15 protein-coding genes are annotated in these 14,930 nt (G+C 57.4%); 3 read left to right on the top strand and 12 right to left on the bottom strand.

From position 1 onward, the window contains the following. The first annotated feature begins 136 nt into the window (after positions 1-136). From gltA to JJB09_RS13260, 3 genes are all read left to right on the top strand, one after another. Complete coding sequence (gene gltA / locus JJB09_RS13250) at positions 137-1,426, top strand: citrate synthase (RefSeq protein WP_201658648.1); 1,290 nt, start codon at positions 137-139, stop codon at positions 1,424-1,426. A gap of 217 nt (positions 1,427-1,643) precedes the next feature. Beyond that, positions 1,644-1,988 (top strand): DMT family transporter, encoded by a 345-nt coding sequence (locus JJB09_RS13255; RefSeq protein WP_201658651.1) that lies wholly within the window; start codon positions 1,644-1,646, stop codon positions 1,986-1,988. A gap of 2 nt (positions 1,989-1,990) precedes the next feature. After that, the gene (locus tag JJB09_RS13260) at positions 1,991-2,572 is read left to right on the top strand and encodes a TetR/AcrR family transcriptional regulator (protein ID WP_201658938.1); all 582 of its coding nucleotides are present in this window, start codon (positions 1,991-1,993) and stop codon (positions 2,570-2,572) included. Between the two features lie 37 nt (positions 2,573-2,609). Here JJB09_RS13260 and lpxB read toward each other — a convergent pair whose 3' ends face one another. The 12 genes from lpxB to tsf all read right to left on the bottom strand — a co-directional run bounded on the left by lpxB (position 2,610) and on the right by tsf (position 14,878). Further along, positions 2,610-3,788: a lipid-A-disaccharide synthase gene (gene lpxB, locus JJB09_RS13265; RefSeq protein ID WP_201658654.1), complete on the bottom strand. Its 1,179-nt coding sequence runs from the start codon at positions 3,786-3,788 to the stop codon at positions 2,610-2,612. Then, a complete protein-coding gene (locus tag JJB09_RS13270) occupies positions 3,785-4,657 on the bottom strand; it encodes an LpxI family protein (protein ID WP_201658657.1) in 873 nt (290 codons plus the stop codon). Before JJB09_RS13270 ends, lpxB begins: the two co-directional genes overlap by 4 nt. A gap of 12 nt (positions 4,658-4,669) precedes the next feature. Then, on the bottom strand, positions 4,670-5,488 hold the full coding sequence (lpxA, locus tag JJB09_RS13275) for an acyl-ACP--UDP-N-acetylglucosamine O-acyltransferase (RefSeq protein ID WP_201658660.1): 819 nt from the start codon (positions 5,486-5,488) through the stop codon (positions 4,670-4,672). Next, positions 5,485-5,952 (bottom strand): 3-hydroxyacyl-ACP dehydratase FabZ, encoded by a 468-nt coding sequence (gene fabZ, locus JJB09_RS13280; RefSeq protein ID WP_201658663.1) that lies wholly within the window; start codon positions 5,950-5,952, stop codon positions 5,485-5,487. The genes lpxA and fabZ overlap by 4 nt, the downstream gene beginning before the upstream one ends. Then, positions 5,953-7,002, bottom strand: a complete 1,050-nt coding sequence (gene lpxD, locus JJB09_RS13285; protein ID WP_201658940.1) for a UDP-3-O-(3-hydroxymyristoyl)glucosamine N-acyltransferase — start codon at positions 7,000-7,002, stop codon at positions 5,953-5,955. It abuts the gene before it with no gap. Positions 7,003-7,053: 51 nt separating this feature from the next. Further along, entirely contained in the window at positions 7,054-9,384 is a 2,331-nt protein-coding gene (gene bamA / locus JJB09_RS13290) for an outer membrane protein assembly factor BamA (protein ID WP_201658666.1), read from the bottom strand. Between the two features lie 197 nt (positions 9,385-9,581). Further along, positions 9,582-10,709, bottom strand: a complete 1,128-nt coding sequence (rseP, locus tag JJB09_RS13295; protein WP_246748700.1) for an RIP metalloprotease RseP — start codon at positions 10,707-10,709, stop codon at positions 9,582-9,584. 3 nt (positions 10,710-10,712) lie between these two features. Next, positions 10,713-11,585, bottom strand: a complete 873-nt coding sequence (locus tag JJB09_RS13300) for a phosphatidate cytidylyltransferase (protein WP_201658671.1) — start codon at positions 11,583-11,585, stop codon at positions 10,713-10,715. Beyond that, positions 11,585-12,322 carry an isoprenyl transferase gene (locus tag JJB09_RS13305; RefSeq protein ID WP_246748701.1) on the bottom strand — a complete coding sequence of 246 codons (738 nt, stop codon included), beginning with the start codon at positions 12,320-12,322 and terminating at the stop codon, positions 11,585-11,587. Before JJB09_RS13305 ends, JJB09_RS13300 begins: the two co-directional genes overlap by 1 nt. Positions 12,323-12,364: 42 nt before the next feature. Beyond that, positions 12,365-12,922, bottom strand: a complete 558-nt coding sequence (gene frr / locus JJB09_RS13310; protein ID WP_201658677.1) for a ribosome recycling factor — start codon at positions 12,920-12,922, stop codon at positions 12,365-12,367. Positions 12,923-12,986: 64 nt separating this feature from the next. Beyond that, positions 12,987-13,709 carry a UMP kinase gene (pyrH, locus tag JJB09_RS13315; protein ID WP_201658680.1) on the bottom strand — a complete coding sequence of 241 codons (723 nt, stop codon included), beginning with the start codon at positions 13,707-13,709 and terminating at the stop codon, positions 12,987-12,989. A gap of 242 nt (positions 13,710-13,951) precedes the next feature. Beyond that, positions 13,952-14,878, bottom strand: a complete 927-nt coding sequence (tsf, locus tag JJB09_RS13320) for a translation elongation factor Ts (protein ID WP_201658683.1) — start codon at positions 14,876-14,878, stop codon at positions 13,952-13,954. Positions 14,879-14,930 lie beyond the last annotated feature (52 nt).

Genomic DNA, 14,930 nt, shown 5'->3' on the forward strand with positions numbered 1-14,930 from the left:
AGTGCCAAAAGCCGATATGGCAATGCAACAATGCAGTCCGGAATTGCTTGGCATGATCCGGGAAATCATATAGCAAAAGCCCGCGTAACAATCATGGCAGTTTTGTGGCTGCCGCCGTTCCTGAATGGAGGAAATCATGGCTGATAAGAAAGCGGTTGTCTCGATTGATGGCAAGCAGGTGGATCTCCAGGTGCGATCGGGGACCATTGGCCCTGACGTCATGGACATTACGCCGCTTTACAAAGCGACCAACATGTTCACCTATGATCCCGGCTTCACGTCCACCGCATCGTGCGAATCGAAGATCACGTTCATCGACGGCGACGAAGGCGTTCTCCTGCATCGCGGCTATCCGATTGAACAGCTGGCCGAGCACGGCGATTTCCTCGAAGTCTGCTACCTGCTCCTTTATGGCGAACTGCCAAACGCCGCCCAGAAGGCGGACTTTGACTACCGTGTGACGCATCACACGATGGTGCACGAGCAGATGAGCCGCTTCTTCACCGGCTTCCGCCGCGATGCCCATCCGATGGCTGTTATGTGCGGCTGCGTCGGCGCGTTGTCGGCCTTCTATCACGACTCCACCGACATCACCGATCCGAAGCAGCGCATGATCGCCAGCCTGCGCATGATCGCCAAGATGCCGACGATTGCCGCAATGGCCTACAAGTACCATGTCGGCCAGCCATTCGTGTATCCGAAGAACGATCTCGATTACGCGTCCAACTTCCTGCGCATGTGCTTTGCCGTTCCTTGCGAAGAATATGTGGTCAACCCGGTGCTTGCGCGCGCCATGGACCGCATCTTCATCCTGCACGCCGACCATGAGCAGAACGCTTCCACGTCTACCGTGCGTCTGGCCGGCTCTTCCGGTGCCAACCCGTTTGCCTGCATTGCAGCCGGCATTGCCTGCCTTTGGGGTCCTGCACACGGCGGCGCCAACGAAGCAGCGCTGACCATGCTTGCCGAAATCGGCTCTGTCGATCGCATTCCTCACTTCATCGCCAAGGCCAAGGACAAGAACGACCCGTTCCGCCTGATGGGCTTCGGTCACCGCGTCTACAAGAATTACGACCCGCGGGCCAAGATCATGCAGAAGACCACGCATGAAGTGCTCGGCGAACTTGGCGTCAAGGACGATCCGCTTCTTGAAGTCGCCATGGAACTCGAGCGCATCGCGCTGTCGGACGAGTACTTCATCGAAAAGAAGCTCTACCCGAACATCGATTTCTATTCGGGCATCACACTGAAGGCGATGGGCTTCCCCACGGAAATGTTCACCGTATTGTTCGCGCTTGCCCGCACCGTCGGGTGGATCGCGCAGTGGAACGAAATGATCGAAGACCCGCAGCAGCGCATCGGCCGTCCGCGCCAGCTCTATGTCGGCGCTCCGACCCGCGACTACGTCCCGGTCTCCAAGCGCTAAAAGCTGCCATCTGGCAGCCATTCAGATGGTTTTGATGTAAGTTGATAGCTCCCCGTGCACCGCAAAGTGTGCGGGGTTCTTTTATTGTTTGGTCCGTTCCATGCTCCATGCTGAGACGCCATCCAGTCGCGTCCCTCGATGCGATTGGCGAAAGCTGGCGACCACTTGAAACATACCATCCGTATGGTATATTTAGGTCAACTCGGAGAGCACACTAATGAACCCCGCCTTGATTGCCTATGGATCCCTTGCTGTTGCCATTGTCTGCGAGATTGCCGGCACATCCTTCCTGATGAAGTCCGTGCAATTCACCAGGCTTGTACCCACCCTTGCCATGGCAGCGTTTTATGCGAGTTCATTCTTCTTTCTGTCGCAAGCGCTGAAGGTGATTCCGCTCGGCGTGGCCTACGCTGTCTGGGGTGGCGTTGGCATAGTCCTGACGGCCATCATCGGCGTGGTCGTCTTCGGCCAGACGCTGGACATATCTGCGATAGCCGGAATTGCGATGATCGTCGGTGGAGTGGTGCTGCTGAACGGCTTTTCCAGCTCGATGTCGCATTGACCATGGGAAACGCACACAAACGCAAGAAGCAACCAGAGCTGCTGCGACGAACGCTGTTGGATTGTGCCGCGCGGCTCGCGGTGGAAAAGGGGTTGTCAGGCGTCACGATACAAGCTGTCTCCGATGCAGCTGGCGTAACGAAGGGAGGCCTGATGCATCACTTCCCGACCAAGCAAACTCTGGTGGAGGCTGTATTTGGTGATTTCCTGGAGCAGCTAGACGCAGAAATCACGGCATTGATCGCCAGGGATGACGAGCCCAAAGGCAGCTTCACCAGAGCCTATATCGAGACCGTCTTCACTGACCATGAAGCTAATTCGATATACAAGGAAGCATGGGCTGCTCTGTACGCCACCTCTATAACGGATCCAGCTTTGCGCTGTCTCTGGTCTGAATGGCTAAGGACAAGGCTTGAACGTTATAGTGATACTGATCACGAACCTCATCTGGAAATAGCGCGGCTGGCAGCCGACGGCGTCTGGGTCGCATACCTGCTGAGGGCGGATGGCGACGAAGCAACCGATCTTTCCGCCTTGCGTACGCGTCTTCTGGCGATGACGAGGAAAGACTTTAGCCTGGGCTGAGCGCGGCTGCTTCCACTCACCCAGCATTACACTAGCATCAGGGCCGAGAAGCTTTCCTGTTGGCGACCAGATCGAGGACGATGGCAGCACCAGCATCGCCCGCCGGCCGTTCCGTTCGCATCCGGTCGAAAACAGTCTGATATCCCGCCAGCATCGCCGCGCGCATCGGCGTCGGTGCGACCAGTTGCTCCATCGATCGCGCCAGCATTGCTGGACGAATGAACTCGTCGAAATATTCCGGCATGAGGGGATAGTCTGCAATCAGGTTCGGAAGCGCACCGCTCCATGTCTTGATGCGGCTCAGCACCAGCCTGATCCAGAAATCCGTCTTGTAGATCGAAAGCGCCGGAATACCGGTCAAAGCGAGCTCCAGCAGAACGGTGCCGGAGGCAGCAAGTGCTGCATCGGCTTGAGAAAATGCCGCCCACTTCTCGGATTCGCCGACAAAGATCTCCGGTTTCTGCGGCCAGTCGGCGACGATTCCTCGAACAAGCGCCACCTGATGCGGTACGGCAGGCAGCAGCAGGCGGTATTGCCTTCCACGTGCCGTCATGGCGTTTAATGTCGATCCAATCAAAGGCAGAAGCCTGCGTATTTCCACGCCGCGAGAACCCGGCAGCAACGCGATGGCTGGAACCGGTGTTTGTCCAGCCGCCCTTCGGCTCTCCACCTCTGCCCTCGCCTCAAGCAGCCGTTCCAGGCTGCGAAGCCTGTGACCGATATAGGTCGTCGGCGGCCCTCCAAGCCTTGCCATGACCTCCGGCTCGAAGGGCAACACCGCAAGCACATGATCGACATAGCCGAGCATGTCCTTGGCGCGGTATTCCTTCCAGGCCCAGACGCTTGGGCAAACATAATTGACGATGGGCAGATTCGGGAGCTTCTCCCGCACCTTTCTGGCGACACGATGGGTAAAGTCGGGGCTGTCAATGATAACAAGGACATCTGGCTCGGCTTTCACGATTTCATCGGCTGTCTTGCCGATCAATCGCACCAAACGCGGCAGTTTCTTAAGAACAGCCGTCACGCCCATTATCGACAATTCGGCAAAATCGAACAGGGATTGCATACCGGCCGCAGTCAGCGCCGGCCCGCCGACGCCCACCAGTTCGATCTCGCGATCTGCTTGACTGCGGAGCGCCGCAACCAGATCCGCTCCCAACAGGTCGCCTGACGACTCGCCTGCTATGACAGCGACTTTGAGGGGGGCGCTCAACCGCCAAGCTCCGGCGCATCGGGGTCGATGCCGTAGACAAACATGCCGTGCTTGTCCGCATAGGCCTTCACCGCCTCGACATCGAGCAGCAGCGAGCGTCCGGCCTCGAGTGCGACACCGGCAAGACCGGCGGCCCTTGCATTCTCAAGCGTAGCCAAACCGGCGGATGGCAGATCCACGCGTACATCCTGCTGGGGTTTGCAGAGCTTCACCAAAACACCGCGGCGATGGGCCGATACTTTGCCCGCGTCCTTCAGAGCGCCAACGCGCGCGATCATCGCATCCGTCCCCTCAGGCCCCTCGAGCGCCACCACACGGCCGCCAACCGCGATTGCGCCCTGCCCGATATCGAGCGTGCCGATCATTCGTGCAGCCCTCGCAGCAACGGCAATATCCTTGAGACTATCGCTGTCGGGTTGATGATTTCCGATCGTGCCGGTCTCCGCCAGCAACGAAGGCGCGACGTCCTGGACGCTGATCACCTTGCGCTCACCATTTTCCAACAGTTCGATGACGCCGGTCAGGACGGTATTGTCCCCGCCAGCAACCAGCTTGCGGATAACTGAAGGCAATTTTAGCAGGGAGGAAAGTCCCAGCCGTATTTCAGCGAACGGCGGCCGTCGCGACACCGCACCCGACATGATAATTCGGAGTATATTGAGGTCTGCGGCCATTTTCCGAAACAGCACGATATCACCAAGACCGATGATGATATGCTCGAAGTCCGCCCAGTCTGCAGTCGACTCGCCCTTCAACGCAAATATGAAGGGCTCGTCTCCGCGCGCTCGCGCCGCCTCGGCAACATAACGCGGGAGTTTGCCGCTGCCTGCGATAATCGCCAACCGGCCCGCCGCGCGATTACCGACCATGGACCATCTCCGTCAGGATCGGCCGGATCGGTTCGGCGAAGAAAGCGCCCGATCGGATTCCGCCGCAATGAAATCCAGAATTTCCATGACCTCGGGGCAATCGAGATAATTATCACGGACGCTCGCAGCTGCCGCGCGAACGGCGACATCGGCTTCGAATATTTCCTTGTAGGCCCTGCGAACGCGGTGGATGGTTTCGCGTGCAATACCGGCACGGGTCATGCCAACAACGTTCAAGCCGTTCAGGACGCCGGGATTGCCATTCAGCATTCCGTAGGGGATCACATCATAGGCAACACCAGAAAGGCCGCCAACGAATGCCTGGCGACCTATACGCACGAACTGGTGGACGGCAGAGCCTCCGCCCAGAATCACGCGGTCTTCCACGGTTACATGGCCGGCAAGCAGCACGTTGTTCGAGAGGATGATGTTGTTGCCGAGTTTACAGTCATGGGCGACATGCGAATAGGCCAGGAAGAGATTGTCGTTGCCGACTATCGTAGCACCACCGCCACCGACGGTGCCGGTGTTCATCGTGACGCCTTCACGAATCGTGTTTCTCTCTCCGACGATTAGCGTCGTTTCCTCACCTGCGTGATGAACGCTCTGAGGATCCGCACCAATGACAGCAGACGGGAATATCCGCGTTCCTTTGCCGATTGTCGTTCGTCCAGCCACAACGACATGACTGATCAGTTCGACCCCTTCACCCAGCGTTACATGGGGTCCTACATGGCAAAATGGGCCGATGGAAACATTGTCGCCAATAGCCGCGCCATCCTCGATGATCGACATCGGATGGATGCGCGCGGATTTTGAAATCTTACTCATGCCTTGTCCTTGGACACCATCATCGCGCCAACATCGGCCTCGGCGACGAGTTGTCCATTCACCTTTGCGTCACAGTGATATTTCCAGATATTGCCGCGCTGCTTTTCCTTGACGACGTGGAAATGCACTTGGTCGCCTGGAACGACCGGCTTGCGGAACCGCGCATTGTCGATCGTCATGAAATAAACGAGGTTGGCGCCGCCACCCCGCTGAAGGCTGCAGATGGCGCCAGCCGTCTGCGCCATCGCTTCGATCAGCAACACGCCTGGCATGATCGGATTTTCCGGGAAATGCCCCATGAACTGCGGTTCGTTGAAGGTCACGTTCTTGATGCCGATTGCAGAATCGTCGCCATCGATCTCGATAATCTTGTCGATCAGGAGAAATGGATAACGATGCGGCAGGAGCTTCATGATCCCGATGATATCAACCGCATTGAGGGTTTTCTTGTCATCCTCTGCCATCTACTTCGGTCCCCCTTTGGTTCTATCCGATTTCATCATGATTTCCGCCATGTCACGGAGAAAGGCTTTGATCGGCCGGGCGGGTATCCCACCATATTTCTCACCTGGAGGAATGTCTGATGTCACACCACTAAAAGCGGCGATCTGTACACCGTCGCCGATGGTAATATGTCCCTTGATGGCGGTCGCGCCGCCGATCTGCACGCCATCGCCGATACGGGCGCTGCCGGCTATGCCGACCTTGGCGACAATCGCGGTATGCCGGCCGATGCGGACGTTGTGGCCGATCTGGACCTGATTATCGATCTTGCTGCCCTCGCCGATCACCGTGTCATCCATCGTGCCACGGTCGATCGTGGTATTCGCACCGATCTCGACATCGTCCTGAATGATGACGCGGCCGATCTGAACGATCTTGTCCATGCCGGCGCGATGCGGCGCGTAACCAAAACCGTCCTGGCCGATACGAGCGCCGTTATGAATGATGACCCGATTTCCAAGATAGGCGCAGATGATGGTTGCACCCGCAGCAATCGAACAGTTTCGTCCGAGCTTGACGCTCTGGCCGATGACAGCGCCGGCGCCGATGAAGCTGCCAGCCCCGATACGCGCATTGGCTCCGATTACAGCCATTGGTTCGACGGTTACATCTTCCTCGAGCACGGCCGAGGGATCGACGTATGCTGAAGGATGGATTCCGGAAGCGGCAATCGTGGCGATCGGCTGCATGGCATCCGGGTGCAGCAATGCCCCGGCACGTGCAAACGCGGTGTGCGGATTATCACCGACCAGAACAGCAACATGCGGCGGCACAATCGACGCCAGAGCCGGGTCGCAGATCACAGCGGTCGCTTCGCAGGTCTCGAATTCCGAGCGGCTCCTGCGCGACAAAATATAACAGATATCGCCTGTCTTGGCGCGATAGATCGGGGAAACCGCTTTGACCAGCCTGTCGCCAGTGCTCTCGTCGATCAAACGCAAATTGAGGGCAGCGGCCAGATCGTCAAGCCGCATACCCCCATGAGGCGGAAAAAATTCCGAATGGGTCATCATGCACCATACCGGGGCCGGCACCTGGATGCCGCCCCGGACCGTAGATTATCAGAACGACGTCGAAATGCCGAATTTCAGGCGCTGAACGATGTCGAAGTCTTCCCTCAAGAAGGGCACGGCATAGTCTACACGCAGCGGGCCGAACGGAGAAGCCCAGATCACGCTGGCGCCCGCCGATGCACGCAAGGACATGTCTACACCCTGCGGCGGCTTGCCCGACTTGATCTTTACGTCATTGCCGTAAAGCGTGCCGGCGTCGAGGAAGAAGCCGCCACGGAAGCCGGCATCCTGCGGAACGCCCGGCATCGGGAAGGTTACTTCAGCAGACACCGTGAAGTAGGTCGTGCCGCCGAGCGGGTCGTCGTTCTTTCTCATGCGCGGGCCGAGACCCGTGTCAGAGAAGCCACGAATATCGTCAGAGTCGAGCTGGAACTGATCGAAAACGTTGAGCGACTTTCCTGTCGTTGACAGGACGTGGCCGCCACCTGCCGAGAGCGAGCCCACGACGTCCATCTCGTCAGACAGAGTGTAGTAACCGCGCGCCTTGCCGCTCAGCTTGTAGAATTCCGAGTCGCCGCCAAGTCCAGCCAACTCCTGCGTGATCGACGCAACAATGCCCTCATGCGGCAGAATGGCGGTATCAAGCGTGTTGTAGTTGAAGGAGTTCGAGACCGACGACGTCAACCACGGGCTACCTTTAACGACTTCCTGGTAAGGCTGCGACAGAGCCCGGATATTGTCAGACGTATAGTCGACTTCCTTGTAGTTGTAGCGAACAGTCGTCGACAGATCGTTGTTGATCGGAGCCGACACGCGCAGCGAGAAACCCTGATCAGCGTAGCTGTAGTTGTCGTAGAGCTGATTTTCGTTCCTGAACAGATCGAAGCCGGCTGCCAGACGATAACCGAGGAAGTAGGGTTCCGTGAACGAGATATTGTAGTTACGCGTCACAGCGCCACCACTCGCGGAAACGCGAATAAACTGACCACGACCGAGGAAGTTCTTCTCTTCCACCGAAGCTTCGAGGATGAAGCCTTCGCCGCCGGTTGCGTAGCCTGCGCCGATGCCGAACGTGCCGGTCGACTGATCGACGACGTCGACAATGATCACGACGCGGTCAGGTGCACTGCCCGGCTGCGTGGAAATGTTGACCGTCTGGAAGTAGCCGAGGCGTTCAAGGCGGCGCTTCGCCTCCGAAATCGCTTCCTGGTTGAAGGCGTCGCCTTCGCTCAGATCAAATTCGCGGCGAATGACGTAGTCACGAGTGGATGTATTGCCACGGATCTCGATGCGTTCGACATAGCCGCGCTCACCCTGGTCCACGAGATAGTCGACCGAGATCGTCTTGGATGCCATGTCGCGGTTGCCGCGCGGTGTCACGCGAGCGAACGGATATCCGGCCGATGCGACGCGCTTGGAAATCTCGGAGATCGACGCCTGCACATCCTTCGCCCGATAGGTCTTGCCTTCACGGCTTTCCGTCAGTCCCTGCAACTCGGCAGCATCGACGCCCTCGACCGTGCTCTCGACATTGACCGGACCAAACGTGTAGCGCTCGCCTTCATCGACATCGAAGGTGATCACGTACTCATTGGTCGCAGGATCAAGAACGGCATTCGAGGAAAGCACGCGGAAATCGGCGTAGCCGTGATTGTAATAGAACTGGCGCAGCGACTCTTCGTCAGCACGCAACTTGTCCTCGTTGTAGATATCCTTGCGGGTAATGAAGGAAAAGAGACCGGATTCCTTGGTAATGATCAGTGAGCGCAAGCGGGTCGCGCTGTAGTGATTGTTACCGGTAAAATTGATCTGGTCGATCTTGGTGCGGTCGCCTTCGTTGATCACGAAAGCGAGATTCACGCGACCGTTGCCGACAGGCGCCGTCTGCGTGGTGATCTGCACATCCGAACGACCGATATCAGCATAAGCGCTACGCAGCGACTGAAGATCGGCCTCGATCATCGACTCGCTATAGGGACCGAGCGGCTTGCTCTTGACGAGCAGGATAAGCTTCTCGTCCGTGATCTTGCGATTGCCGTTGAAGACGATCTGGTTGATCAACTGATTTTCATTGACCACAACTACCAGCGTGCCGCCCGACACCGACACACGTACGTCGGAGAAAAAGCCCGTCGCATAAAGACGCTTGATCGACGTATCGATATCCGCATTGGAGAAGTCCTTGCCTGGCACGATCGTCAGTGCGGACCGGACGGTTTCCGATCCGATGCGATCAGCGCCACGGACATCAATCTGGCGAATGACAGCAGCTTCGGCGTAGCTCGAGGAAGCAAGCACCATGGTTCCGGCAGAAGTCATAACACTGGCAGAAATTGCCAGGACTGAAACCGCGCTCTGAAATCTCGAACTACCATTCATTTTAAAGTCTTACCTTCTTCCGTTACACGGCATGGGCATTGCGGCCAAACCTCGCCACGCTTGCCGTTTTACCTGCTTTTTCCATACAAGCAAGGGAGTTGGTTAAATTCTGTTTACTTCATTTCAATGCGTGGCCTATTCGCCACTTTGACATCGAAACAGGGTAAATAATCCGTTCAGCTTGCCTGGAATTGGCCTCAGCCGAGTAACGAAGTTATGTCGTTCCAGGTCGCAAAAACCATCAACGACAACACCAGCGCCATCCCGATCCGGAAAGCCACACCTTGCGCGACCTCCCCTAAAGGCTTGCCGCGAAAAGCTTCGATCGCATAAAACAATAAATGGCCGCCATCAAGTACGGGAACCGGCATAAGGTTAAGCAATCCAATGGAAACAGAAAGAACGGCGGCGAGATGCAGAAGTGCAACAAAGCCGAGAGTCGCAACCTGTCCGGAGGTTTGCGCCACCCGAATTGGTCCGCCAAGCTGATCTGCCTTCATCCGGCCGGTAATCAGATTTCCTATGTAGTCGAACGTTCCGGTGACGATATTCCAGGTTTCCTTGGTCGCCTCCACCACAGCTCCCGTTGGCGAGAAGCTGACGATTCGCATATTGCCTTCGTCCTTGCTCGTCAGAATGCCGATGATTCCGAGTTCCATCTTGTTGCCGAACTGATCCTTGATCTCGGTCAGTTTTGGTACAACCTGAAGGTCGAGCTGGGCACCATCGCGCCGCACGGTCAACGTCACCGGTATCCCAGGTCGCACGCTGACATAACGGCGCACATCATCGAAGGTCTCGACCTTGGTTCCGTCCAGTGCAAGCAGATAGTCACCCTTATGGACTCCCGCGATTTCAGCGGCACTGCCGGGATTAACCGTCGTGACGATCGGATCGGACACAAACTTCCCGAAAGCCAGGAAGATACCAGTGAGAATCACGATAGCCAGAATGAAGTTGGCAATTGGACCGGCGGCCACAGTGGCTGCACGCTTCCAGAGCTTGGCTCCCATGAATGTTTTGGCGCGCTCGGCCTCAGGAATGTCCTTGAGCGCATCGAAATCCGGTGTGCTGGCCGCATCTGCATCACCATAAAAACGAACATAGCCGCCAAGCGGCACTGCGGAAATCTTCCAGCGCGTCCCATGTTTGTCCGTGAAGCCGACGAGTTCTGGGCCGAAGCCGAATGAAAAAGCAAGAATGCGTATGCCGCTCCAGCGCCCGACCAGATAGTGACCCATCTCGTGAATGAAGACGATCAGGGATATAACCAGCAGGAACGCCGGCAAGGTGAGAACCCAGGGGTTACTGGTCAACGCATCCATCATTCAAGTCCTTTTGATCGTCGTCGCGATCATCCGCGCTTCGCCGGTAACCAGAGTACCGGCATCGCGTATCAGGCCGCCACTGGCAGCAGTCAGCGCCAAAGCTCCCAGAAACGCCAGAAAACAGGCAAAAACAAGCCCGTCGACTCTATCCATCACGCCACCATGGCCCGGAATGAGTCGACTGGAATCCTTGACCCCGAATCGCCGTTTGATCCACGATTCGAAGAGATCACCGATCTGCGAACCGACCGAGAGCACGACGCAGATCGCTGCCAGCCCCAACCCGACCGGTTGCCCGGAAAAGTAAATCACCAGCAGCCCTGCAATCAGGCCAAACAGCGTGCCGCCAATGGCGCCCGACCAGGTTTTTCCGGGAGAGATGGGCGGCGCCAGCTTGGGTCCGCCAATCGCACGCCCGACAAAATACGCAAAAATGTCAGTCGCCCATACGATGGCGAAAATGAACAGCATGGTGACAAGACCATCGTGTTCGCTGCCGCGCAATGCCGCAAGTGAAACTCCCGAAAGTCCGGCATAGAAAATGCCGCCCGGCAGCCACATGCTTTTCCGACGCACGAGATTGACCAGGATTGCCGCGACAGTGAAACCGAAAACCAGTACCGCGCCAGTCTCGATCGATCTGAACGCAACCTCCAGCGACACGAGTCCAACGGCTGCCCAGCCAAAGATATGGGAGAAACGGTCCGTCGTGGATCGCGCGATTCCCGTTATCGTCGACCATTCGTAATAAATCAGCAGCGCAATCAGCGCCGAAAGAAGTCGAAACGGCAAGCCGCCCATCCAGGTCGCGGCGAGCACCACGATTGCAAGGACGATGCCGGAAATGATCCTCAGCCGCAGTTCCTGGCTCATCAAGACACAGCCGCCACATCGACGACGCCGCCAAAACGTCGTTCACGATTGGCATAGGACGCAAGCGCCGCATAGAATGTCTCGCGGCTGAAATCAGGCCAGAAATCAGGAATAAACAGCAACTCGGCATAAGCTGCCTGCCACAGCAGGAAGTTGGACAGCCGCTCCTCACCCGAAGTCCGGATCAAAAGGTCAGGGTCTGGAATGCCCGACGTGTCAAGCTCGCGATCGAGCGCCACGGCATTGATATCCTCCACGCGCATCGAACCTGCAACCACTTTCTGCGCAAGCTTGCGTGCGGCGCGCGCAATCTCATCGCGCGAGCCGTAGTTGAAGGCGATGACCAGCGTCAACCCGGTATTGGCCTTGGTCGTTTCCTCGGCCTCGATCAGCAGCGGCAAGATATCGCCGCGGAGGTTCTCACGCGAACCGATCACCCTGATCCGCACGTTTTCCGCATGCAATTCGGCAAGGTCACCCCGAATGAAGGTCTTGAGCAAACCCATCAAGTCGTTGACCTCGCTCTCGGGGCGCGTCCAGTTCTCCGAGGAAAAGGCGAACAGCGTCAGATATGATATCCCGGCCGCGGCAGCGACGCGGACAGCCTCATGAACGGCATCGACACCCTTCTTGTGGCCAACAGTGCGCGGCAAGCCGCGCTTCTTGGCCCATCGGCCGTTGCCATCCATGATGATGGCAACATGTTCGGGTATCTTCACCGCGTGTTCTTTGTCCATTACCTGTCGCCCACCACCTGACGTCGAAACAGCCATCAGGTCCTATACCTGCATGATTTCCTTTTCCTTGTCCTGAAGCAAGCGATCGATTTCTGAAATCGTTTCGTCGGTCATTTTCTGGACTTTTTCGGAATTGGACCGGCTGTCGTCCTGGCTCATATCGCCATCCTTTTCAGCCTTTTTAAGGCCGTCCATACCATCCCGGCGAACATGGCGAACTGCCACCTTTGCTTTTTCAGCGTAGTCATGCGCTACCTTGACGAGCGACTTGCGGCGCTCTTCATTGAGTTCCGGCAGCGGAATGCGCATGTTCTGGCCTTCGATGATCGGATTGAGACCGAGGCTGGACTCACGGATGGCAGTTTCAACCGCCTTGACCATCGAGCGATCCCAGACGGAAACGGCAAGCATGCGCGGCTCCGGAACGGTAATGTTGGCCACCTGGTTCAGCGGCATGCGTGATCCATAGGCTTCAACCATCACCGGGTCGAGCACGTTGGCGGAAGCACGGCCAGTCCTGAGCGAGGCGATGTCGCTCTTGAAGGCGCTCACTGCGCCTTCCATGCGGCGCTTCAATTCTTTCAGGTCTGTATTGGACATGCCCAACTCCTCTTTCAGTGGCCACCGGGTCCCGCGATCGCGATCCCCTTCGGCCGAAATCAACTCAAATGTCTTGTACGATTGTCCGCAGGCCACCGCCTGTCAGGATCTTGGCGAATTCGCCCTTATGGTGGATCGAAAATACGATTATCGGGATATGATTTTCCCGCGCAAGTGCAACTGCAGCAACATCCATGACTGCCAGGCCTTTTTCAAGCACTTCCGAATGGGTCAGGCTGTCAAAACGTGTAGCGTCAGGCACTTTCTTCGGATCCGCGGAATATATACCGTCTACCTGAGTGCCCTTGAATATCGCTTCTGCACCCATTTCGGCGGCGCGCAGGGCTGCGGCCGAATCGGTGGTGAAGAACGGATTGCCCGTGCCACCGGCGAAGATCACCACCCGGCCGAGCGAGAGGTGATAAAGCGTTGCCCGCTGCGAGAAGCTTTCACAGATCTCCGGCATGGCAATAGCTGACAATACGACAGTGTCTATATCGAGCTTGCGCAGCGATGTAGCCAGTGCCAGCGCGTTGATAACGGTCGCCAGCATGCCCATGTGGTCGCCGGTCACCCGGTCTCCCCCCTTGGAGGCAACGGCGACGCCGCGGAAAATATTGCCCCCGCCGACAACGACGCCGACTTCAACGCCAAGCGCGCGCGCCTCGGCGATATCGGAGGCCATTCTGTCGGCGACATTGACGTCAATGCCGAAGCCTTGCTCGCCCATCAACGCCTCTCCCGAGGCCTTAAGCAGGACGCGTTTGTAGATCGGTTTCGATGTCATGGAATCTCCCGTTACGGCAAGCAAATTGTGGCAGACGCTGCGCAGCGGCGCGGCATTCTAGATCTCCTCGCCGCCAAAAGCGGCAAGAAAAAGCCGATACTTCGACAAAAGCGAAGAGATTTTCCGGCAAATGGATCAATCGGTCCGGAATCGACTTCTGTCAGATGCGGATACACGAAGGGCATCGCGTTGTCACGCGATGCCCTCTTCATTCCACAGACTCTGGTTAACCAGAGAAACTGTTACTTCTTGGCAACGGCCGCGACTTCGGCAGCGAAATCGCTTTCTTCCTTCTCGACGCCTTCGCCGAGAAGCAGGCGCACCATGCCGGTGACTTCGATCGGGGCGCCAGCGAGCTTTTCAGCATCCTTGACAGCCTGACCAACGGTCACTTCCGGGTTGATGACGAAAGCCTGCGACAGAAGAGCGACTTCTTCGAAGAACTTGCGCATACGGCCTTCGACCATCTTTTCGATGATGTTGTCCGGCTTGCCGGAAGCGCGCGACTGTTCGATGAACACGTTGCGCTCGCGCTCGGCTACACCGGCGTCGACTTCGTCGGCACGGATCGCAAGCGGGTTGGTCGCAGCGATGTGCATGGCGACCTGCTTGCCGATGGAGTTGAGGACTTCCTTGTCGCCGACCGACTTCAGCGCGACGAGCACGCCGAGCTTGCCGATGCCGTCGCCGGCAGCGTTATGGATGTAAGTTGCAACAACACCGTGTTCGACATGCAGCAGGGCCGAACGGCGCAGCGTCATGTTTTCGCCGATCGTGGCGATCGCGTCCTTGATGGAATCTTCGACGCTCTTGCCGGTCGCCGGATAAACGGCCTGGGAAACAGCTTCCACAGTGCCGTCGGTGCCTATGGCAACATTGGCAATGCCGCGCACGAGTTCCTGGAAAGCTTCGTTACGAGCGACGAAATCGGTCTCGGAGTTCAGTTCGATCGCAACAGCTTTGGTGCCGGCGCTGACGACGCCGATCAGGCCTTCGGCTGCGGTGCGGCCGGACTTCTTGTCGGCCTTTGCGATGCCCTTGGCGCGCAGCCAGTCGATAGCTGCTTCGATATCGCCGTTGTTTTCAGTCAGCGCCTTCTTGCAGTCCATCATGCCTGCGCCGGACTTTTCGCGCAGGGTCTTGACCATTTCAGCCGTAATCGTGCTCATTTTGATCCTCTTTAAATCGGCAAAGCGCTTGAGATCCCCGATGGGAGCAACG

Source organism: Phytoamicus setariae (genome assembly GCF_016722925.1).
GTDB lineage: Bacteria > Pseudomonadota > Alphaproteobacteria > Rhizobiales > Rhizobiaceae > Rhizobium_E > Rhizobium_E setariae.